We start from the raw sequence: 18,331 nt of genomic DNA on the forward strand, positions 1-18,331 counted from the left end.
AGGGCGGCGCGGGACTCCGGCCGTGAACCCCACCCCAATCTACGTAGTTGCATAGTAGATGGGGTGGGGTGGGGGTCTGACCAGGGCGTTGCCTTCGGCGACCTAGCGGGCGGCCGGTACCTCGTCGCCCTCGGGTGCGGGGGTCTGCGCCGGCGGCGGGGCGAGCTGGGCGGACCGGTCGAGCAGATACAGGGCACCCACACACACCGCCCCGACGACGGTCAGCGCCACCCAGATCAGCGCACCCAGATCGGCGTCGCGCAGGATCCCGAAGACGGCGCCGGTGCCCAGGTTGCCGAGCAGGATGCCGATCCCGACGACGGTGTTGTAGAAGCCGTAGTGGGTGGCGACGAGCTTGCCGCCGGATAGGGCGACGACGGTGTCCATCTCGAACGGAAATACCGCGGCGGTGCCGACGGCCAACAGCGCCGCGGTCAGCACCAGGGCACCGGCGGCGGCCCACCCGCCGAGGGCGGCCGGACTGGGCAGCAGGATCAGCGGAAGGAAGGCCAGCGCCATGATGGCCATCCCGACGACCAGGCTGCGTCCCGAACCCCACCGGCGGGAGAACCAGGAGGTGATCCTCAGCTGCCCGGCGATCGCCACTACCCCGGACACCACGAACAGCGAGGTCACCAGGGCGGTGTCGGACCGCTCGTCCCCGGCCACCACGGCCGCCTGCAGGGGCAGCGCCAGATAGATCTGGAACGAGAGCACGTAGGACCCGATCATCGCCACTGCGAACAGGACGAAGGGCCGGTTGGCGACCACTACACGCCAGTCCTCGAGCACCGAGGTCTTGGCCGCGGCCGTCTCGGCCCGATGCGCGGGCAGCGCCCAGATCTGCACGATCGTCAGCACGGCGAAGACCGCGGCCGCCGCCAGCGAGGTGACCCGGAAATCGAGGGTGGTCAGGGCGAGCCCGATCAGGGGGCCCAGCAGAATGCCGGCCTGGTAGAAGACGTTGAAGGTGGCGAACGCCTCGACCCGACGGGGGCCGGCGTCGGCGGCCAGATAGGCCCGCACGGCCGGGTTGAACAGCGCTCCGGCGAACCCGGTCGCGACCGAGGCGAGCAGGATCGCCGGCAGTGATTCCACGGCGGCGAGCAGGACGAACCCGGCGACCCGCAGCAGGCAGCCGGCGACGATCAGGGGTTTGTAGCCGAGGCGGTCGGCGAGGGTGCCGCCGAGGAGGAACATCCCCTGCTGGGAGAAGTTCCGCATGCCCAGGACCAGCCCGACCGCCCACGCCGCCAGTCCCAGGGGGCCGGCCAGGTAGCCGGCCAGATACGGCATCAGCATGTAGAAGCCCACGTTGATGGAGAACTGGTTGACCATCAGCACTTGGCTGGGCCGGTCGAAGCTGCGGAACTGGGTCAGAAGGTTCTTCATGAAACGCTCTCGGTGGGGTCGACCACGGTGGCGCACCGGGTCCAGGACTGGACGACGTGGTCGGTCGGGTGGTCGATGGTCGCCGGTTCGGTGGGCGGGTTGGCGTCGAGCAGGCCGTGCTCGGCGCAGTAGTCGTCGTTGTAGATGGTGTCGAAGTAGCGCTGCGGGCCGTCGGGGAAGATGGCCGCGACCCGGGTCTCCGGTGGGCTGGTGCGGGCGATCCAACCGGCGGTCAGGGCGACGGCACCGACGCTCCAGCCGCCGCTGGCGTGGTGGGTGGCCGCCAGGGTTCGGCAGGACCAGACCGCTTCGTGGGGGGCCACCCAGTGCACTTCGTCGAAGGCGGGGTAGTCGATGTTGTCGGGGTAGATGCTCGAGCCCAGCCCGCGCATGAGCCGGGTACCGGCGGGTTGCCCGAAGATGGTCGATCCGACGGTGTCGACGCCGACCAGTTTCAGGTCGGGGCAGAACCGGCGCAGCACGCGGGCGACGCCGGCGGAGTGTCCGCCGGTGCCCACCGAGCACACCAGGGTGTCGACGCGGCCGAGCTGGGCGATCAGTTCGAGGGCGAGTGACTCGTACGCGTCGACGTTGTCGGGGTTGGTGTACTGATCCGGGCACCAGGACCCTGGATGGGCGCTCAGGAGTTCGCGGACCTTCTCGCGCCGGGCCTGTTGCCAGCCGCCGGTGGGGTGCGGTGTGGTGACCAACTCGACGTGGGCGCCGTAGGCGGCGAGCATGTTGTGCACGATCGGCTCCAGGCCGGGGTCGGTGACCAGGGTGACGGGATGGTGATGGGTGATCCCGGCCAGGGCCAGACCCAACCCGAGGGTTCCGCTGGTGGATTCGATGATCATCGCCCCGGGTGCGAGGTCGCCGCGCGCCTTGGCCTTCTCGACCATGTGCAGGGCGGGGCGGTCCTTCATCCCCCCGGGGTTGGAGCCTTCGAGCTTCGCCCAGAAGCCCCGGCCTGTGTCGGCGAACGGTTCTCCGATCCACAGGACGGGAGTGTTGCCGACCATGGTGCTCGGTTGCGGGCAACGGCCGGCGGTGCTCGGCAGGTGGCTGGCGGACGGTGGAACGAGGGTGGAGGGAACAGCACTGTTCATGATGAGTAGTCCCTGTATCGACTGCGACGACGGCAGTAAGTGAGTGATGGGCAGCACGAGCTGGGCCACGAGGACCAAAAGTCCTCAGATGGCCTGCGGGCTGCTGATCAGCACCTGTTGATACAGAGTTCGTTCAGAACGGTCCGGCCGTGCCGGATGGGAATGGGTAGATCCGGCGGCGCCCGCGGGGTCAGCGGCACCGACATCAGCACCAGCACCACGGCCAGGGCGATCGCGACGACCGCGGCGACGGTCAGCGGGCGGAGCGGATTGTCGGAGCGGGGCATTGCGACGACGGTGTGCGTCTCGTGCGACAGGTGGGTCGATCCGTCATCGATGTGCGCGTGCCCGGGAGCGGATTCCTCGGCTGGCATGGATGTTGTGGACGAGGAGACGTGCACGTCCTCGCCCTGGTGATCGTGCGCCAGAAAGATCCCGCACTGGGCGATCGTGTGGGCGAGTAAATAGAGGGCAGCGGCGACCGCAACAACCGTCCGCATACGCGGGGGGCGTATCGCAAAGGCCGTCACAATTTCCCGACTCTAGCAGCGCGTACCTGGGCGCCGGTCCAGTTGATCGGCGGACACCAGGGCCTCCCGGGCGCGATATCCACTGGTCAGGAAGCCATCGGCAGGCACCACATGGTTCCGGTCACCTCGAGGACAGCCAACGCGAGCGGGGCGGCGGTCACCATCGCGACCACGGCGGCCGACAGCAGGCACACCCGCACCTTTGCGGTCCGCCGCGGCGGTGACGCCAGTCGTCCGGCCCGGTCCAGCAGGGCGATATTGCCGGCGCCGAGGGCCCCGTCGGGAACCTGGGCCGGAGCGCACAACGCGAGCAGCCCCGAGAGCAGGGCCCGCGAGCCGTGCGCGCGCGCCGCCGAGTCGTCCGCGCACATCTCCAGCAGGCGGCCGACCTCCACCGCACCGGCGGTGAACAGGGTCATGCCGGGCAACGAGGCGGCGAGCACCCGCAGAACGGCCAGGATCTGAGCGTGGTGCCCGGCCAGATGGGCGCGCTCGTGGGCCAGGACCGCCTGGACCTGCCGGTCATCGAGTGCGGCGAGGGCGGCGGTGGTGATCACCACGGCGTGCGGTCGCCCGGCGGCGCAGTAGGCGGCGCGCTCGGCATTGTCGATGACCACGGCGTCGACACCGCGCACCTGGTGGCCGATGAGGCGGGCCCGGCGGGCATGACCGTGGGTGCGGATCCGCAGCCGCATCAGCCCGACAGCGAGTCGGCCGGTGATCCACACGGTGATCGACACCACTGCCGTGGCCGCCGCGACTCCGGCCACCTCGAATGCGGTGTCGGCACCGCCGAGGCTCTCCTGCAGGCGGGCAAGGCAGGCCCCGAGCAGCGACTCGCCGGGACGAGCCCGATACCGGAGAAGGTCGAGAACAAGCAGCAGTGCGGCCATCGCCCACGAGAGCACCACACTGGCGATGGCCGCCGACCAGGCGATCACCCCCAGACGCGGGGCGAGGCCGCCATGGGTGATGCGGCGCAACACCGGCGGACCGAGGACGGCGACGAGCCCGCTGAACAGGGGGAAGCAGGCCGCTGCGCTCATCATGGGGCGGCGTCCTCGTCGGTGGCCATGCGTTGCAACGCCATCCGAAGTCCGGCGGCCTCCTCCTCACTCATCTGCTCGAAGAAGTGGGTCAAGACCACATCGGACCTGCCGCCGGATTCGAACGCCTCACGCATCAGCCGGGCACTGTGCTCCTCCCGGGTTAGGGTGGGCCAGTACCGGAATGCCTTGCCGCTGCGCTCACGCTCGAGCCATCCCTTGCGGTGCAGGTTGTCCATCGTCGACATCACGGTGGTGTAGGCGATCTCGCGGCCCCGGGCCATGTCGTCGAACACCTCACGGACCGTGGTCGATCCCTCTCGATCCCACAGCCGTTCCATCACTACCGCTTCGAGTTCTCCGAACCCGCGCACCCGCATCGCGCCCTCCCACCGTCTTCGCCGTCCCAGCGTACGACGTCCCGGCCCGGTTCCTGCGCCTCGGTCGTGCGCCCACCTGCGGCGACGTCACAGAACACCACTATCTACTATCTACGTACGTAGTACGTATATTGAGTTCGGAAGCTGATGTGAATCGACGAGGAGGCGTGGAAACGATGCTGGACATGGTGAGCAATCTGCAGGCGTGGTGGGACTGTCAGATGATGATGAGCGGCCAGATGTGTCAGATGTGTGACATGTGCTCGATGATGATGCCCTCGTAATCGATTGAGAGTCTTTCGGATTCAGAGAACCACGGTATGAGTCGGCCCCTGCCGGTCGGAGTCCGCTGGCTTGTGCCGGTTCTGGCGGTGATCGTTGTGTTGGTCGTCGCGCTCTGGCCACGACAAAAGCGATGACGACCCCTCCACCGGGCCGCCCACCGCAATCGCGACGGGCCGCGGAAGCGACCAGGCCGAACGGGGCCGACTCGCCGCCGCAGCAGCGCTACAGCCGTGTCCGACCGCAAAGGCGGAGACCGTCGACGCCGGAGCGCTGGGAGGAATCACCGCCCGCTGCCTCGGATCGACCACCGAGGTCGATCTCGGTGCCGCCCTGAGCGGTGAGCCGACCCTGATCAACGTGTGGGCCTCCTGGTGCGGGCCGTGCCGGGAGGAGATCCCCGTCCTCGAGGAATACGCGCACACCCCCGATGCCATCCGCGTCGTCGGCGTCGATGTCGACGACAGTTCCACCGCCGCGCTCGCCCTGCTCACCGAATTGGGCGCGCACTATCCGTCCTTCGGTGACACCGATGCCGGCGCCCTGCGCGGCGCCCTCGGGGCGCCGCCGGTGCTGCCGCTGAGCTTCCTCCTACGTTCGGACGGCTCGATTGCGCGCATCACCGAGCCTGCGGTTTTCGCCGAACCCGCCCAAATCCACCGAGCTGTCAGCGAACTGACCTCATGACCACACCGACGCCTCAGCGACTTCTCCGCCGCAGAGTAGTCCTCGCCGCCGTGTGCGCGGCCCTGCTCACCGCGCCGGCGTGTGCCACCGGTGCGGACGCCGTCGCCCAGGGCGGCACGTTCGACTTCGTCGCCCCGGGCGGGCAGACCGACATCTTCTACGACCCACCCCAGGCCCGGGGCAGCATCGGCGCCCTCACCGGACCGGACCTGATGACCGACCGACCGGTGTCGCTGGCCGACTACGCCGGGCATGTGGTGGTGATCAACCTGTGGGGCCAATGGTGCGCCCCCTGCCGCAGCGAGGCCGACGACCTCGAACGCGCCTACACCGCCACCGCGGACCGGGGGGTGAGGTTCCTCGGCATCAACGTCCGCGACCCGGGGCGCGACAAGGCGCAGGACTTCGTCGTCGACAACGCCGTCACCTACCCCTCGATCTACGACCCACCCATGCGCACCCTGCTGGCCCTCGGCGGCAGCTACCCGACCAGCGTCATCCCCTCCACCCTCGTCCTCGACCGCCAGCACCGGGTGGCCGCGGTGTTCCTGCGCGCCCTGCTCACCGAGGACCTGCAACCGGTCATCGAACGGGTGGCGGCCGAGCCGGGAGATCCGAGATGACCGTGCTCGCCCAGGAACTCGGGTCGAGCTTCCAGACCGCCGCCGCCACCGGACCGATGCTGCTGGCCCTCGGTGCCGCGGCGCTGGCCGGGCTGATCTCGTTCGCCTCCCCGTGCTGCATCCCCCTCGTCCCCGGCTATCTGTCGTATCTGGCCGGGATCACCGGCGCGGAGACCGAGTCCGCCCCCGGTGGTGCGATCGGGGTGCGCACGGCCACCCGCTGGCGGGTCACCGGCGCCGCGGTCCTGTTCGTCGCGGGATTCACCGTCGTGTTCGTTCTCGCCACCGCGTCGGTGTTCGGGGCGATCAGCGTGCTGCAACTGAACCGGGAACTGCTCGGGCGGATCGGCGGCGTGGTCACCATCGTGATGGGGCTGGCCTTCCTCGGCGCGATTCCGGCCCTGCAGAAGGACACCCGCCCGCATCCGCGGCGGATCTCCCACCTCGCCGGCGCCCCACTGCTCGGGGCCGTGTTCGGGCTCGGGTGGACCCCCTGCCTGGGTCCCACCCTCGCCGGGGTGCTGTCGGTGGCCGCCGGCACCGAGGGCGCCACCGCCGCCCGGGGGGTCACCCTGATCGTTGCCTACTGCCTGGGCCTGGGCCTGCCGTTCATCCTGCTCGGCTTCGGCTCCACCGCGGCCGTCCGCGGTGTCGGCTGGCTGCGGCGGCACTCGCGCACCCTCCAGATCCTGGGGGGCCTGACCCTCGTCGTGGTCGGGCTCGCCCTGCTCGCCGGCGCCTGGGATGTGTTCGTCGCCTGGATTCGGGACGAGTTCGTCACCGCCGTCGTCCTCCCCATCTGACCCCGGTGGGAACCGTGGGAAACAAGTGAATAGCGGCACAGAAGTGAAGAAAGTGTATTAGCGTTACGGCGTGTCGTCTTGACTTTGTCGCGCCGGTCCATGTGTTTGCTGCACCGCCGAAACCCCGGCGTGACTGCTCAGAAGGGACCTGCGATGCGCGGTATCACCTCCTCGGCGCTGACCGCCTGCACGAGAAGACTGCCCACCCTGTGCCTGGGTGCCTCCACGGCGGCGGCGATGGTGGTCCTCACGGCCCCGCCCGCCTCGGCCGCCCATCCCGGCCACGCGGATTCGTCGTCCGCGCTCGCCGCGGCGCTGGCCGACGCGGTCACCATGGTCGCCGACGCGGCGCAGCCGGACGTGGTGGTGGTCGATCCCAGTCGTTGGCAGACCGTCGCGAACATCGCGGCCGCCAGCCTGCGGAATGCCGAGGCGAATGGCTCGCTCGCCGATGCGTTCGAGGCCCAGCACCTGCTCGCCGGATGCCTGAGCGGTTTCGCCGCCGGGTCCGCCGCCGCCGAGGTGCTCGGTGCCTGCGCCGACGAGCTCGGCGCCGTCGACGGCGGCATCGCGCCGAGGTTGCTCGCCGCACTCGAACTCGGCGACGTCTCCGAATCCTCCGGTCCAGGCATCTTCGACCACACCGACCCGGCCGAGGCTGCGGCGGCACCCGACTCGGCGCTCGCCGAGGCCACCGTCCCGAACCCGGACGAGGAGCAGACCGCCGGCACCGGTGCCGAAACCGGTGAGGCCGAGGCCGACGCCGATCCCCAGAGCGAGCATCCCGGCCCCGAGGGCGCCGAGGACATCGAGGCCCCCTCACCCGAGGCGGACACCGGCGGCGACGCCGACGGATCCCACACCCACGACGGCGCCGACGCCGAGGGGGCCGCCGACGACGCGACCGGTGACGAGACCGGCGCCGTGACCGGTGCTGACGAGACCGGTGCTGACGAGACCGAGGACGGCGCGGCGGCTCCGCAGCAGCCCCGCACCTGGAATCGCCCCGGCACCAAGGAATTCGTGGCACCCAGCGCGGGCACCGTCACCTCCACCATGGGGGATGGGCGCGGCCACGAAGGCATCGACATCGCCAACACACTGGGTGCCCCGATCGTTGCCGTCGCGGACGGTGAAGTCATCGACGCCGGCCCGGCCCAAGGGTTCGGGTTGTGGGTGCGGATCCGGCATGACGACGGCACCATCACCACCTACGGGCACAACAACGACAACCTGGTCGAGGTGGGGGAGCGGGTCAAGGCCGGACAGCAGATCGCCACCGTCGGCAACCGCGGCAATTCCACCGGCCCACACCTGCACTTCGAAATCGAAGACCCGGACGGGGAGATCGTGGACCCCGTCAAATGGCTGGCCAAGCGTGGCGCCTCCATCGTCGGACTCGACTGAGCTGCAACCGCTGTTTCTCCGTCTCCGCAATCGGGTCGGACAGTCGGCGGCAGAGCTCGTGCAGCGGCACAGCGGCGGTGGAAGGGGACGGTGGTTGCCGATGATCGACGTCGAGGACAGCATCGTCATCGATTGCCCCATCGGCGAGGTCTTCGACTTCGTCGCAGATCAGACCAACGCACCCCGCTGGCAGAACGGACTCGAGCAGGTCCGCCGGATCACCGACGGACCCCCGGGGTGGGAACCAAACATGTTGTCGTCCGCAAGTTTCTGGGTCGGAGACTGGACTTGATCAACGAATACGCCCACTTCGAGCCGAACGCGGAGATCACCTTCACCGGTGCGTCCGGACCGAGCCGCTTCGAGGTGACGTACCGGACCGAGGAGACCGCCGAGGGAACCCGGCTCAGCTGCCACATGCGGATGGAGCAGAAGGGACTGTTCGCCCTCGGTGACCGGGTGGTGGCCGAGGGTCTGCGCAGAGACTTCGCCGCCAACCTACGAAACCTCAAGGCATTACTCGAAACCCGCGCAGAATAGCCGCAACCGATCCGGCCGCGACTTTATCTCGACAGACTGGGCGCCGCCCGGTTCCGCAGCGCTTTCCGGTGCCCGTATGCGGTCACCCCGCGCGGCTTGTACACCGCCAGCACCAGCGCGGCGAGTACCACGATCAGGGCGGCGGTGGCATGCACCAGATGGGTGGGGTCCTGCAAGACGGCTCGGTCGGCCTGCGACCAGCTCGGCTGCGCCGCGACGGTCGCGGCGTACTCGATCGAGCGGGTGTAGAGCACCAGCACCACGGTGGCGACCAGATTCAGCAGCAACTTCAGCAGCACCCAGTAGTGGCGAAACAAGCCCCACGCGGTGCCGAGCGAGCAGATCAACCCGGTGACCAGCGAGGCCAGCGCCAACGGCAGCAGCACCGCGTCGGCGAGCATCGCCATCACCTGATAGCCCCCGCGCACCTGTGCCGGATCGGCGCCGATCAGCGTGGCCGCGGCCACCACCAGGTACGTGACGATGGCACCGAGCCACCCCGCCGAGGCACCGATGTGCACGGTCAGCGCGAGCGTGCGCACCGGCGGCGACATCGTCACAGTGTGATCGGCCCGGTCAGCGCCTGCGGCAGGGCGCGGTCGGCGTCGAAGCCGGTCACCGGGTGCACGACCGTGGCGGGGGCGGACATGTGCCGTCCCGGACCGTGGTTGCCGCCACCGAACAGCATCACGGCGATGACCAGCACGAGCAGGAGGCCGACGACGACGGCGACCACCTTCACCCAGCGTGGCGTCCGGTGCTCGGAGCTGCCGCCGGCTGAACGGGGCGGCGGCGGTGGGGTGGGTGTGGGGTCGGTCATCGGCGGTAGCTCCCTCATCCACGAAGACAACTTTTGCGATACACACTGTCACATGCCAAGTCATGTTGTCGATAGTGCGGCGTTGCGTATACTTCGAGGGTGCCGAAGCTGTGGAACGAGACGATCGAATCGCATCGCCAGGCGGTGCGGGAGGCGACGATGGACGCCGCCGCGGCCGTGGTGGCCGAGTCCGGGCTCGCGGCGGTGACCATGTCGAAGATCGCCGAGCGCAGCGGGATCGGGCGGGCCACGCTGTACAAGTACTTCCCCGACGTCGACGCCATTCTCACCGCCTGGCACGAGCGCCAGATCGCAGGCCACCTGCACCATCTCGCCGAGGTCCGCGACCACACCGACGGCCCCGGCGCCCGCCTGGCGGCGGTGCTCGAGGCGTACGCGCAGATCCTCGCGCATCATCACACCGGTGCGATCGCGGCGGGGCTGCACCGCGGCGACCACGTGGCGCGCGCACAGCAACATTTGCACGAGTTCGTCCGCGACCTGCTCACCGACGCCGCGGAGACGGGCGAGGGCGAGGTCCGCGCCGACGCCACAACTGATGAGCTGACCTGGTACGTGCTGCACGCGGTCGCCGCGGCTGAAGGACTCGACTCACCCGCCGCCGTGCACCGGCTCGTCACGATCATCCTGGCCGGACTGCGGCCGCAGCGCTGACCGCGATCTCTGCACCCCGCCGCCGGTGGGGGTGTGATCTCAGGGCCGCGCGGCGTGCGCGAGAAACACCGGAATCGCCACGAAACCTCGGTCCGCCTGCCCGCGGCGAGTCTGGTCACCGATCCAGTCCTCGGACTCCTCGGACGTGATCGCGCCGACGGCGGCTGCGGCGTGGGCGATGCCGGTGAGCATCGGCAGCAGCGTGTGGTCGGTGAACACCCCGGTGTGAACTTCGATCTGGGCGTCGGTGAAGCCGGTGTCGAGCAGGAGGTTGCGGTAACGGCGGGCAGCGCGGGGCGCGGCGACGGTGTCGGCGCGGGCGTGGACGATGATTCGGGTGAGCTCGGGGTGATCGGAGTCGATGAAGAATCCGTCCCAGTCCTGCCCAATCAGGACGATGCGCCCGCCCGGAGCGAGCACCCGGCGCGCCTCGGTGAGCGCCGCAGTGGGATCGGCGAGGTCGTGAAAGACCTTCTCCGCCCGGTATCCCTGCACCGAGTGATCGGCCAGCGGAAGCTCGGCTGCATCCGCTTTCTCGAATCGGCAGTGCGGCCACCGCCTGCGGGCGATGGTCAGCATGTGCTCGTCCAGGTCGATCCCGAGACCATCCCATCCCTGCTCGGTCATCTCGGCGACGGCGCGACCGGCGCCGCAGCCCACGTCCACAATCACCGCTCCAGGTGGGGCGGCCAGTAGTTCGATCGATCGTGCCCGTAGTGCCGCGGCACCGGGGTAGTTGTCGATGACGTCGAGGAGCGCGACGAGGGCCTCGGTGTCAGGGGAGATGTTGGTGGTTGACATGACAGCCAGGATGCGACTTCATGTTGACATGAAGTCAAGCGACGACAGCCGCTCCTGGAGCATCGGTGAGGTCGCCGAGCGGTTCGGGATCGCCACGCACGTACTGCGCCACTGGGAAACGGTGGGGTTGCTGCACCCGTCGAGAGAAGGTGGCTCGCGCCGCCGATACGAGAAGTCGGATGTGTACGCGGTGGCGATGATCTTGCGCGCGAAGGAGGCCGGTTTCGGTCGCGACGACATCCGGGAGATGTTCGACACCGACGACCCGGTGAGGCGCACAGCCATTCTCGGGCGACACCGCGACGCTTTGGCCCGGCGGATCGCCCGCGCGCAGGCCTCGCTCGCCCTGATCGACTGTGCGCTCGACTGCGATCACGACGACATCGCGTCCTGTCCGCACTTTCACGCGGCGATCGACGCCCGCATCGGCGCGCTCGCGCCGTTGTCACTTCCGTGAGCGGCCAAGGGACTGCCGGTGGACCCACTACCGTGATGGCCGGACTTATGGGGATGCGGGCCGTGCCGCTCGGACGTAGTGCAGCAGCGGGCGGCGGTCGCCGCTTCCGGTGATCTCGAATCCGGCGCCGCTGATCAGACCGTCGAGTTCGTGGATCGGGTTGTGTTGCATGGCGTGCCCGCTGAGAGTTCCTACGAGGTGGTTCGCGATGCGGTTGCGCGGTGGCCGGAAGTCGGCGATGAACAGCCGGCCACCCGGCCGGAGCACCCGGAACGCCTCCCGCAGCGCGGTGGCCCTCAGCTCGGGTGGAATGTGGTGCACGGCCAGGCTGGAGATCACCAGATCCATCGACGCGTCATACAGCGGCAGGGCTTCGGCGCCCGCGAGCCGGAATGTGCAGTGCGGTGGTGAGACGCGCCGGGCGTAATCGATCACCGGCGGCGACGGGTCGATCCCCACCACGCGCCCGCCCGGCAGCACGGCGCGGGCCGCCCGGCGGGAGAAGTAGCCGGTGCCACACCCGATGTCGAGCACCTCGTCGCCGGGATGCGCCCCGGCGAGTGCCACCAGCCCGTCGAAAACCCGGCGGCGGAAACCACCGAATCCCACCGCGGAGAAACACTCGTACAGTCGCGCCCGCCGAATCAGTCCTCCGCTCCCGTCGTCGGCATGACCATCGGGGCCGCCCAGCAGCTTCCGACCGAGTCCCATGTGAAAGTCCTCCCTATGGTGATCGGTCAGCGCCCTGCAGGGTGTGCTGCTCGAGGTACGGATATCAGTGGGTGACAAGCCGTGCGGGGTCGAGGTCGAGTCGACGGAGAAGCTGCGCATTGAGCGCCACGACGATCGTCGAGACCGACATGGCCGCAGCCCCCTCCGCGGGCCTGACCCGGTTATGCGTCGGTTCGTTGACGAGTGTCGGCGGCGAACCCCCGCAAATCGGTGAGGGTTTTGTGAAGATTCGTTGAAGAAGAGGGCCGGTCGAGTGCGCCTGGCGCTGGCACGGTATTGAGTTGAGGAATCGGCGGGTCACGACCCGAGGAGAGTGTGCACCGATCTGGCGGCACTCGTTCGGGTTGCTGTGTGCGGGGGAAAGGGGTGGCACCTCGACCTGCACATCACGGCGTCTGATTCGACACCCTCACTGCCGTGCCGGCCGCCGGTGGTGCGCACACGCCTGACGCAGCGGCGCTGACGTCCCGATGACCACCGCAAGTGTTCCGAGGAGAGAGATGGACAGTTCGGGGTCCGCGGAGTCGGCGCCGGTGAACGCGGTGCTGACCGCATCGAGAAGAGCTTTCGGCAGGGATGGTGGCCGGCCCGCCGCGATTCCCCGGTACTGCGGGGCGTGGATCTGGTGCTGCAGCCGGGCGAGGTGGTCGGGCTGACCGGGGAGAACGGGTCGGGGAAGTCGACGTTGATGAAGATCCTCGTCGGCGAGTACCGGCCGGACGCCGGGACCGTGACCCGGTCGGGGCGGCTGGGCTACTGCCCGCAGCAGCCGGTGGTGTACGAAAGGTTGACCTGCGACGAACACTTCGAGCTGTTCGGTTGCGCCTACCGGATGACCCCGAACGAGGAGCGACGGTCCCGCCGGGGACTGTATGCGGCGCTCGGCTTCGAGCGCTACGCGGGCACCCGCGCCGACCGGCTGTCCGGCGGTACCCTCGCGAAGCTGAACCTCGGGTTGGCGATGCTCGCCGACCCGGAGGTGCTGCTGCTCGACGAGCCGTACTCCGGTTTCGACTGGGACACCTACCTGCGGTTCTGGGAACTGGTGGCGCACCGCCGCCACACGGGCACTCGGTGCTGATCATCAGTCACTTCGTCACCGACGAGCACCGATTCGACCGCATCGTCGACCCGCGCAACGGGCTGGCGGCGGCGAGATGAGAAGCGATAATCACCTGGCGGGGCCGGGCGAGGTCGTGTTACTCATCCACCGATTCCTGGTCGACTACGCCCGCAACCCGGTCAACATGCTGGTGCTGGTGCTGGTCCCGGTGGTGTTCGTGATTGTTGCGGCCGGGTCGATGGCCGATGCCGCGAAGCTGCTCGGCGGCGCGGGCGGGCCCGCGGTGGAAACCGCGACCGCCGGCTGGGCGGCGGGATTCCTCGCCGGTATCGCCAGGTTCTTCCAGATCGGCGGAGCCCGTGCCGCCGATCGGCGGATGGTGTCGGCGGGCCGTGCGCCGATGCGGTTGGTCGCTGCCCGGCTCGGGACCGGAGGGGTGCTGGGGGTGTTGGTCGCGGCGGCCCTGCTCGCCTTTGGCCGCGCGTACCGGCATCGGTGACCTCGGCCGGGCGATCGCCGGCACGCTGATGTTCGCGGTGATCTATCTGGCGATCGGCGCGCTGGTGGGGGCGGTGGTGCGCAACCCGGTCAACGGCACGTCCTCATCTTGTTCGTCTGGATTCTGGACGTGTTCTTCGGCCCCGCCGTGGGATCCCCCGATCGCATCGAAACCCGGTGGTTCCCGACGCATTTCGTGACGTTGTGGATGGTGGATATTCTGTCCCGGCACGGTGGCCGGATGAGGGACTTGGGCTGGGCGCTGGTGTGGATGTTCGCGGCACTGATCGTCAGCACCGCTGTCATCGCCGCCACCGTCGGTGTGTCCCGGCGGTCGCGTCGGCGCCCTCCAGTTGGATCCGGGTGGGGTCAGTTCTCGACCGGACTGCGGATGGGTCTGCGGGATTACCGCCGCAACCCGGTGCTGTGGGTGCTGCTGGTGGTGGTGCCGATCGTGTTCATCGTGTTGGCCAAGGCGATGACCGCGAGCGAGTCCGGCGTGTTCTCCCTGGTCGAGAGGGGCAGTACAGTGATGCAGGTGTTCTGGTTGCCGGATGTGCATGCCGGGACGATGACCCCGATCGCGGTCTCCTCGCTTGCGGCGTTGGCGGGGCTGTTCGTCGGGCTCGATGCGCGCGGAGGCGATCGGCGACTGACCTTGGCCGGCTTCCCTTTCCCCCTCCTGCTCGCGGTGCGGTTGACGATGATCGGGTTCGCCGCGGGTCTGGTCACCGTCTCGTCGCTGATGATCATCGCGACGGTGTTCGATGCTCGGCAGTGGGGTGTCTACGGCGGCGGGAACCTGCTCATGGCCGTGACCTACGGGCTGCTCGGGTTCAGCCTGGGGCCGAGCTTCGGGTGCGTGGGTGGGGTGTTCATCGCGTTTCTGGTGCCCTTTCTCGACCTCGGGATCGGCCAGAGTCCGATGCTGCGCCCAGAACCTGCGACCTGGGCACACGGCCTACCGGGATACGGGGCGATGCGGGTGTTGCTCGACGGCGGGTTGACCGCACGGTTCGACGAGGTCGGCCCACTGCTCGGAGCGTTGGTGTGGCTGCTCGCGCTCAGTGCGCTGGCGGGGCGGTTGTTCCACCGCGCCCACCCCCGTGCGTCCCCGCTTGGGCTCGTGATCCGGTAACGATGTGCCCGGGGTGCACATGACGACCCACATGACCGAGTCTGGTGATCGAGAACATGATCTCGAGTTGTCGACCACGCTCCGGTGAGCACGAACCATATACCCATAGAGGGTAGTGGTAATGGTTCTTGTCTCGTCGGCTGCGAAAAAGCGAGGTCAGTCAGGCTGAAGGGGTTCACCGCCAGCCTTCTTCATCGAATCTTCATCAAATCACTAACCAAGGCATACCCGGTGGGGGCACTCTCGGACATGACCGGGCAGGGAGCGGCGAGCACGGCGAAACCGGTTGCGGCAGAAGCGAGGGAGCAGCCGCTGTATCAGAGGCTGGGCTATGTCCCGGCTTCGTCGAAGGGCGGAACATCATGACGAACGAGGATGGGCGGGCGCCGTACGTCGGCAACGACGGAGACCGTGGGGTTGGTGAGGAACCGCAGGGAGTCGGTGGTCGCAGTCGTCACCGGTGGATGATGGCCTGCTGCATTCCGATGCTGATTGTCGCTGTCGCGCTGATCGCCAGCGGAACGGTGGGAATCGGGAGCCTGGTGTTCGCGCTGGCGTGCCTCGGGATGATGGCGGTGATGATGTTTTCGATGGGGGGACAACGGCATTGACTCCCGCGCCGTGGACGACGGTCATGGGGGCGCCGGGTCGCGTGCGTACCGACAGAAGTCAGCCTACCGAGCGGGACGCCGGCTTCGGCGCCGCCACAACGAAGAGGTGCCAGCGCGAATGAACACAACCGTCCTCGAGGTCAGTGGGGTGCACTGGGCGAGTTCGACGGCGACCGTCGAGGCCACCCTGCGCCGCCGACCGGGTGTCACCTCCGTGGAGGCGAATGCGGTCAACCAGACCGCCACCGTCACCTACGATCCCGGCCTCACGTCGGTGGTCGAACTGTCGAAGTGGGTGCGTGACTGCGGCTATCACTGCGCCGGGCGTTCGGTGCCCGATCACGTCTGCGACCCGATGTCCGAACCGGCCGCCGTGCGCGGCGAGGCAGGACACGCTCACCCCGCCCCGGAAGCTGCGGCACCCGCTGAGCCAGCCGCTCACGAAATGCCCGCCGGGCATGCGCCTGCGGGGCGGTTACCGCAGGAGATGATGGGACACGGCGGCGGTCACGCCGGGATGTCGATGGACGCCATGATCCGCGACATGCGCAACCGTTTCCTGGTGGCGCTGGTGCTGTCGGTCCCGATCATGTTGTGGTCCCCGATGGGCCGAGACATGTTCGGGTTCATGGTGCCGGCACCGTTCGGCCTGCGCGACGACGTCTTCACCCTGCTGCTGAGCCTGCCGGTGGTGTTCTACTCGGCGTGGATCTTCTTCGACGGCGCCTACCGGGCGCTGAGGGCGCGGACCCTGGACATGATGGTGCTCGTCGCCGTCGCGGTCGGGGCCGGCTGGCTCTACAGCGTCGGGGTGACCCTGACCGGCGGCGGGGACGTGTTCTACGAGGCCGCCACGATGCTGACCACCTTCGTGCTGCTCGGGCACTGGTTCGAGATGCGGGCCCGCGGCGGCGCGAACGACGCGATCCGCACCTTGCTCGAGCTCGCTCCGCCGCGGGCGGTGGTGCTGCGCGGCGGCGAACCGGTCGAGATCCCCACCGCCGAGGTCACCGCCGGGGACCTGCTGCTCATACGCCCGGGCGCGAAGATCCCGGTCGACGGCACCGTCGAGGACGGCCACTCCGAGGTCGACGAGTCCATGGTCACCGGGGAAAGCCTGCCCGTGACCAAACCGCCCGGCTCCGAGGTGATCGGTGCATCGATCAACACCACCGGCACCCTGCGGGTGCGGGCCACCAAGGTGGGCTCCGACACCGTGCTCGCGCAGATCGTCGCCCTGGTCCAGGAAGCCCAGAACTCCAAGGCCCCCGGGCAACGCCTGGCCGATCGGGCCGCGTTCTGGCTGGTGCTGGTCGCGCTGATCGGCGGCATCGGCACCTTCCTGGTGTGGGTGCTGGTCGGGGAGAGTGTGCAGACGGCGCTGCTGTTCGCGATCACCGTCGTGGTCATCACCTGCCCCGACGCCCTGGGTTTGGCCACCCCGACCGCGATCATGGTCGGCACCGGCCTCGGCGCCCAACGCGGGGTGTTGTTCAAGAACGCCACCGCGCTCGAGACGTCGGCGCGGATCGACACCGTGGTGATGGACAAGACCGGCACCCTGACCAAAGGCGAACCGGAGGTCACCGACGTGATCACCGACGGCATCATCGAGGACGAGTTCCTCGCGCTCGTCGCCTCGGTCGAACGCGAATCCGAGCACCCGCTGGCCGGTGCGATCGTCCGCTACGCCACCGACCGCGGCATCCCGCAGTTGCCGCTGACCGGGTTCGAGAACGTGCCCGGACACGGGGCCACCGCCCAGGTGCACGGCCGCCGGGTCGCGGTCGGCAACCGCAAGCTGATGGCCGCCGAACAGGTCGACTTCGGTGCACTGATGGACCGGCGGGACGAGCTGGCCCGGGGCGGGCGGACCGCGGTGCTCGTGGCCGTCGACGGCCACGGGGTCGGGGTGATCGCCCTGGCCGACGCCGCCCGCGACACCTCCGCCGCCGCCGTGTCCGCCCTCCACGACCTCGGCGCCGAGGTGGTCATGCTCAGCGGCGACAACGAGGCCACCGCCGCGCGCATCGCCGGGCAACTGGGCATCGACACCGTCATCGCCGAGGTCCTCCCCGGGGACAAGGCCGCCAAGATCGCCGAACTGCAGCGCGCGGGCAAGACGGTCGCGATGGTCGGCGACGGCGTCAACGACGCGCCCGCCCTGGCCCAGGCGGACCTGGGCATCGCGATCGGTGCCGGCACCGACGTCGCGATCGAGACCGCCGATCTGGTGCTGATGCGCTCGGACCCGCTCGACGTGCCGATCGCCCTGCGGATCGGGCGCGGCACGCTGCGCAAGATGCGGCAGAACCTCGGCTGGGCCGTCGGCTACAACGTCATCGCATTGCCGATCGCCGCCGGGGTCTTCGAACCCTCCCTGGGACTGGTGCTGCGCCCGGAGATCGCCGCCCTGTCGATGTCCGGGTCGAGCGTCATCGTGGCGGTCAACGCCTTGATGCTCAAACGGCTCGCGTTGCCCTCCCCACCCGAACCGCAGCTCACCCAGCCCCGGCCGGCGCCCGCACCCACTCCCACGGGTCCCCGATGAGCAAAGAGCATTCGGCACCAACCGAATTCACCGTCCACCCGCACGTCCGAGGAGGAGATCGTGGTCATCTTCTACGAGATACTGCTGGTCCTGGTGAGCGTGCTCATCACGTGGTTCTCGCTGTATGTCCTCTACCGCCTGATCACCGACGACTCCCGCCATCGATACCGGTGACGGTCGCGCACC

The 18,331-nt window shown here is 68.9% G+C and carries 21 protein-coding genes and 1 pseudogene; 13 read left to right on the top strand and 9 right to left on the bottom strand.

Annotation, left to right across the window (positions count from 1 at the left end; genetic code table 11):
* Positions 1-102: 102 nt before the first annotated feature.
* The 5 genes from GO592_RS37865 to GO592_RS37885 form a co-directional block, all read right to left on the bottom strand.
* Entirely contained in the window at positions 103-1,392 is a 1,290-nt protein-coding gene (locus GO592_RS37865; protein ID WP_007296094.1) for an MFS transporter, read from the bottom strand.
* Entirely contained in the window at positions 1,389-2,501 is a 1,113-nt protein-coding gene (locus GO592_RS37870) for a PLP-dependent cysteine synthase family protein (protein ID WP_012686849.1), read from the bottom strand. Before GO592_RS37870 ends, GO592_RS37865 begins: the two co-directional genes overlap by 4 nt.
* Positions 2,502-2,608: 107 nt before the next feature.
* Entirely contained in the window at positions 2,609-3,001 is a 393-nt protein-coding gene (locus tag GO592_RS37875) for a hypothetical protein (protein WP_007296092.1), read from the bottom strand.
* 116 nt (positions 3,002-3,117) lie between these two features.
* On the bottom strand, positions 3,118-4,080 hold the full coding sequence (locus GO592_RS37880; protein WP_007296091.1) for a M56 family metallopeptidase: 963 nt from the start codon (positions 4,078-4,080) through the stop codon (positions 3,118-3,120).
* The gene (locus GO592_RS37885; RefSeq protein ID WP_007296090.1) at positions 4,077-4,457 is read right to left on the bottom strand and encodes a BlaI/MecI/CopY family transcriptional regulator; all 381 of its coding nucleotides are present in this window, start codon (positions 4,455-4,457) and stop codon (positions 4,077-4,079) included. The genes GO592_RS37880 and GO592_RS37885 overlap by 4 nt, the downstream gene beginning before the upstream one ends.
* Before the next feature lie 378 nt (positions 4,458-4,835).
* On the opposite strand from GO592_RS37885, the gene GO592_RS37890 reads away from it, so the two are divergent.
* From GO592_RS37890 to GO592_RS45210, 6 genes are all read left to right on the top strand, one after another.
* The gene (locus GO592_RS37890) at positions 4,836-5,426 is read left to right on the top strand and encodes a TlpA family protein disulfide reductase (RefSeq protein ID WP_007296089.1); all 591 of its coding nucleotides are present in this window, start codon (positions 4,836-4,838) and stop codon (positions 5,424-5,426) included.
* Entirely contained in the window at positions 5,423-6,049 is a 627-nt protein-coding gene (locus GO592_RS37895; protein ID WP_012686852.1) for a TlpA disulfide reductase family protein, read from the top strand. The genes GO592_RS37890 and GO592_RS37895 overlap by 4 nt, the downstream gene beginning before the upstream one ends.
* Entirely contained in the window at positions 6,046-6,852 is an 807-nt protein-coding gene (locus tag GO592_RS37900; RefSeq protein ID WP_007296087.1) for a cytochrome c biogenesis CcdA family protein, read from the top strand. Before GO592_RS37895 ends, GO592_RS37900 begins: the two co-directional genes overlap by 4 nt.
* Before the next feature lie 153 nt (positions 6,853-7,005).
* Positions 7,006-8,259: a M23 family metallopeptidase gene (locus GO592_RS37905; RefSeq protein WP_050785263.1), complete on the top strand. Its 1,254-nt coding sequence runs from the start codon at positions 7,006-7,008 to the stop codon at positions 8,257-8,259.
* A 100-nt stretch (positions 8,260-8,359) separates the two neighbouring features.
* Positions 8,360-8,551, top strand: coding sequence for an SRPBCC family protein (locus GO592_RS45205; RefSeq protein ID WP_231869105.1), 192 nt, complete (start codon positions 8,360-8,362; stop codon positions 8,549-8,551).
* A complete protein-coding gene (locus tag GO592_RS45210; RefSeq protein ID WP_328799687.1) occupies positions 8,497-8,799 on the top strand; it encodes an SRPBCC family protein in 303 nt (100 codons plus the stop codon). Before GO592_RS45205 ends, GO592_RS45210 begins: the two co-directional genes overlap by 55 nt.
* 23 nt (positions 8,800-8,822) lie before the next feature.
* On the opposite strand, the gene GO592_RS37915 is transcribed toward GO592_RS45210, so the two are convergent.
* Both GO592_RS37915 and GO592_RS37920 read right to left on the bottom strand, forming a co-directional pair.
* Positions 8,823-9,353 carry a hypothetical protein gene (locus GO592_RS37915; RefSeq protein ID WP_039950558.1) on the bottom strand — a complete coding sequence of 177 codons (531 nt, stop codon included), beginning with the start codon at positions 9,351-9,353 and terminating at the stop codon, positions 8,823-8,825.
* A gap of 2 nt (positions 9,354-9,355) precedes the next feature.
* Positions 9,356-9,619: a hypothetical protein gene (locus tag GO592_RS37920; RefSeq protein WP_007296084.1), complete on the bottom strand. Its 264-nt coding sequence runs from the start codon at positions 9,617-9,619 to the stop codon at positions 9,356-9,358.
* Positions 9,620-9,718: 99 nt separating this feature from the next.
* Between GO592_RS37920 and GO592_RS37925 the strand changes: the two genes are divergently transcribed.
* Positions 9,719-10,294, top strand: a complete 576-nt coding sequence (locus tag GO592_RS37925) for a TetR/AcrR family transcriptional regulator (protein WP_007296083.1) — start codon at positions 9,719-9,721, stop codon at positions 10,292-10,294.
* Positions 10,295-10,333: 39 nt separating this feature from the next.
* Here the strand turns inward: GO592_RS37925 and GO592_RS37930 are convergent, their stop codons facing one another.
* Positions 10,334-11,095, bottom strand: coding sequence for a methyltransferase domain-containing protein (locus GO592_RS37930; RefSeq protein ID WP_007296082.1), 762 nt, complete (start codon positions 11,093-11,095; stop codon positions 10,334-10,336).
* A 28-nt stretch (positions 11,096-11,123) separates the two neighbouring features.
* On the opposite strand from GO592_RS37930, the gene GO592_RS37935 reads away from it, so the two are divergent.
* Positions 11,124-11,552 (top strand): helix-turn-helix domain-containing protein, encoded by a 429-nt coding sequence (locus tag GO592_RS37935; RefSeq protein WP_007296081.1) that lies wholly within the window; start codon positions 11,124-11,126, stop codon positions 11,550-11,552.
* Between the two features lie 45 nt (positions 11,553-11,597).
* On the opposite strand, the gene GO592_RS37940 is transcribed toward GO592_RS37935, so the two are convergent.
* Complete coding sequence (locus tag GO592_RS37940) at positions 11,598-12,263, bottom strand: class I SAM-dependent methyltransferase (RefSeq protein WP_007296080.1); 666 nt, start codon at positions 12,261-12,263, stop codon at positions 11,598-11,600.
* Between the two features lie 574 nt (positions 12,264-12,837).
* On the opposite strand from GO592_RS37940, the pseudogene GO592_RS37945 reads away from it, so the two are divergent.
* The 5 genes and pseudogenes from GO592_RS37945 (at position 12,838) to GO592_RS37960 (ending at position 18,145) form a co-directional block, all read left to right on the top strand.
* Positions 12,838-13,445, top strand: a pseudogene (locus tag GO592_RS37945) (ATP-binding cassette domain-containing protein).
* Positions 13,442-13,846: a hypothetical protein gene (locus GO592_RS46365; protein WP_012686859.1), complete on the top strand. Its 405-nt coding sequence runs from the start codon at positions 13,442-13,444 to the stop codon at positions 13,844-13,846. Before GO592_RS37945 ends, GO592_RS46365 begins: the two are co-directional and overlap by 4 nt.
* 108 nt (positions 13,847-13,954) lie before the next feature.
* Positions 13,955-14,983: a hypothetical protein gene (locus GO592_RS37950; protein ID WP_012686860.1), complete on the top strand. Its 1,029-nt coding sequence runs from the start codon at positions 13,955-13,957 to the stop codon at positions 14,981-14,983.
* Positions 14,984-15,345: 362 nt separating this feature from the next.
* Positions 15,346-15,594, top strand: a complete 249-nt coding sequence (locus GO592_RS37955; RefSeq protein ID WP_007296076.1) for a hypothetical protein — start codon at positions 15,346-15,348, stop codon at positions 15,592-15,594.
* A gap of 118 nt (positions 15,595-15,712) precedes the next feature.
* Positions 15,713-18,145: a heavy metal translocating P-type ATPase gene (locus tag GO592_RS37960; RefSeq protein WP_007296075.1), complete on the top strand. Its 2,433-nt coding sequence runs from the start codon at positions 15,713-15,715 to the stop codon at positions 18,143-18,145.
* The last annotated feature ends 186 nt before the right edge of the window (positions 18,146-18,331 follow it).

Source organism: Rhodococcus sp. 21391, from assembly GCF_016772255.1.
GTDB classification, from domain to species: Bacteria; Actinomycetota; Actinomycetes; order Mycobacteriales; family Mycobacteriaceae; genus Rhodococcus_F; species Rhodococcus_F opacus.

Bases quoted from the DNA above. Each gene is read 5' to 3' on its own strand.
- GO592_RS37915 (WP_039950558.1), bottom strand. From the start codon at position 9,353: ATGTCGCCGCCGGTGCGCACGCTCGCGCTGACCGTGCACATCGGTGCC.
- GO592_RS37935 (WP_007296081.1), top strand. From the start codon at position 11,124: ATGAAGTCAAGCGACGACAGCCGCTCCTGGAGCATCGGTGAGGTCGCC.
- GO592_RS37955 (WP_007296076.1), top strand. From the start codon at position 15,346: ATGACGAACGAGGATGGGCGGGCGCCGTACGTCGGCAACGACGGAGAC.
- GO592_RS46365 (WP_012686859.1), top strand. From the start codon at position 13,442: ATGAGAAGCGATAATCACCTGGCGGGGCCGGGCGAGGTCGTGTTACTC.
- GO592_RS45205 (WP_231869105.1), top strand. From the start codon at position 8,360: ATGATCGACGTCGAGGACAGCATCGTCATCGATTGCCCCATCGGCGAG.
- GO592_RS37960 (WP_007296075.1), top strand. From the start codon at position 15,713: ATGAACACAACCGTCCTCGAGGTCAGTGGGGTGCACTGGGCGAGTTCG.
- GO592_RS37870 (WP_012686849.1), bottom strand. From the start codon at position 2,501: ATGAACAGTGCTGTTCCCTCCACCCTCGTTCCACCGTCCGCCAGCCAC.
- GO592_RS37895 (WP_012686852.1), top strand. From the start codon at position 5,423: ATGACCACACCGACGCCTCAGCGACTTCTCCGCCGCAGAGTAGTCCTC.
- GO592_RS37905 (WP_050785263.1), top strand. From the start codon at position 7,006: ATGCGCGGTATCACCTCCTCGGCGCTGACCGCCTGCACGAGAAGACTG.
- GO592_RS37900 (WP_007296087.1), top strand. From the start codon at position 6,046: ATGACCGTGCTCGCCCAGGAACTCGGGTCGAGCTTCCAGACCGCCGCC.
- GO592_RS37885 (WP_007296090.1), bottom strand. From the start codon at position 4,457: ATGCGGGTGCGCGGGTTCGGAGAACTCGAAGCGGTAGTGATGGAACGG.
- GO592_RS37940 (WP_007296080.1), bottom strand. From the start codon at position 12,263: ATGGGACTCGGTCGGAAGCTGCTGGGCGGCCCCGATGGTCATGCCGAC.
- GO592_RS37880 (WP_007296091.1), bottom strand. From the start codon at position 4,080: ATGATGAGCGCAGCGGCCTGCTTCCCCCTGTTCAGCGGGCTCGTCGCC.
- GO592_RS37875 (WP_007296092.1), bottom strand. From the start codon at position 3,001: ATGCGGACGGTTGTTGCGGTCGCCGCTGCCCTCTATTTACTCGCCCAC.
- GO592_RS37930 (WP_007296082.1), bottom strand. From the start codon at position 11,095: ATGTCAACCACCAACATCTCCCCTGACACCGAGGCCCTCGTCGCGCTC.
- GO592_RS37920 (WP_007296084.1), bottom strand. From the start codon at position 9,619: ATGACCGACCCCACACCCACCCCACCGCCGCCGCCCCGTTCAGCCGGC.
- GO592_RS37865 (WP_007296094.1), bottom strand. From the start codon at position 1,392: ATGAAGAACCTTCTGACCCAGTTCCGCAGCTTCGACCGGCCCAGCCAA.